Origin of the sequence: Pseudomonas sp. FSL R10-1339 (genome assembly GCF_009600545.1) — a bacterium.
Taxonomy (GTDB): domain Bacteria; phylum Pseudomonadota; class Gammaproteobacteria; order Pseudomonadales; family Pseudomonadaceae; genus Aquipseudomonas; species Aquipseudomonas bubulae.
The window spans coordinates 1-1,034 of the sequence record NZ_WIVQ01000230.1 but is presented as its reverse complement, the minus strand read 5'-3'; the positions used below and the strand labels follow the sequence as shown (position 1 = coordinate 1,034).

At 62.9% G+C, this 1,034-nt stretch carries 1 pseudogene; it reads right to left on the bottom strand.

The features are described from left to right. Positions 1 to 141 precede the first annotated feature (141 nt). Positions 142 to 1,034: pseudogene (locus tag GHO03_RS24555) on the bottom strand (penicillin-binding protein 1C); the annotation flags it as partial.

The window sequence follows — 1,034 nt, the reverse complement described above, 5'->3', positions numbered from 1 at the left end:
AGGCCGGTAGGTTGAAAAATACGGCTTGAAAGAGGGGGGCGCTACGAACGGGTTAATTGTTCAGCGGCTCCTTAGGTATAAGCATAATTGACGGGTTTCAAGTTGATATTCAGTGCGTAAAACAGGCACAAAGAGGGGCTGTTACTCCACCACACTGAACTCGACACGGGCAGTCTGCCCGCTTTCATCGAGCACGCTCAGCTCATAACGCCCCGGTAGTTCCAGGCTGGTGTTGAATACCTCTGGTTGTGCACTGTCGCCCAGCGGCGCGCCATTGATAAACCACCAGCGCCGACCTTCACCGCCCAAGGCCGATAGCGCCAGGCGCAACATCGCCTGGCTGGCAGCAGGACGGCGCAGTCGGTCGCCGTCACGTACACCGACAATCGACAGCGGGGTCAGCGCACTCAAGGCCGGTGGCGGGCATTGTGTGGAAGCCGCAGGCAGCCGCGCTTCACGTCGCTCTACCCGGGGTAGCCAGGGCTCAAGGGGGGCTGGCCACAATGCCACCTCGTGTTGTTGCCCGTCGGCGCATTGCGGGCCAACACGCAAGCCTTGCGGATTGACCCGGATGATTTCGCGCAGGCCCACACCCAGAGGTTGATCCGCCGCCAGCAAGGTCGGCGGCGTGGTGTGATCCAGGGTCCAGGCAAACCGCTGGCGACGACAATTGGCATCGCTCTTGTTCATGGGCTGCCCCAATGGCCAGCAAATCGCTGCCACCCCAACACTGTCCGGCACCGCCTGTACTGGCGCGACAATGCCACGCTGGTTGTCGCGGTTGCTCAATACGTCGTGGACTTGCAGCATCAAGGGAGCCGCCGACGCCAGGCCGAACTGCCCCGGCACGGGGGTTCCATCCGGGCGACCGATCCACACACCGATCAGGTAACGCGGCCCAACACCGATCGCCAGTGCATCGCGAAAGCCATAACTGGTACCGGTCTTCCAGGCCAGTTGCGGGCGCAGCACCAGGTCGGCATGGGGGTCGCGGTCAGGGCGCGCCTGCCCGCTGAGGATGCGCCGTATCACCC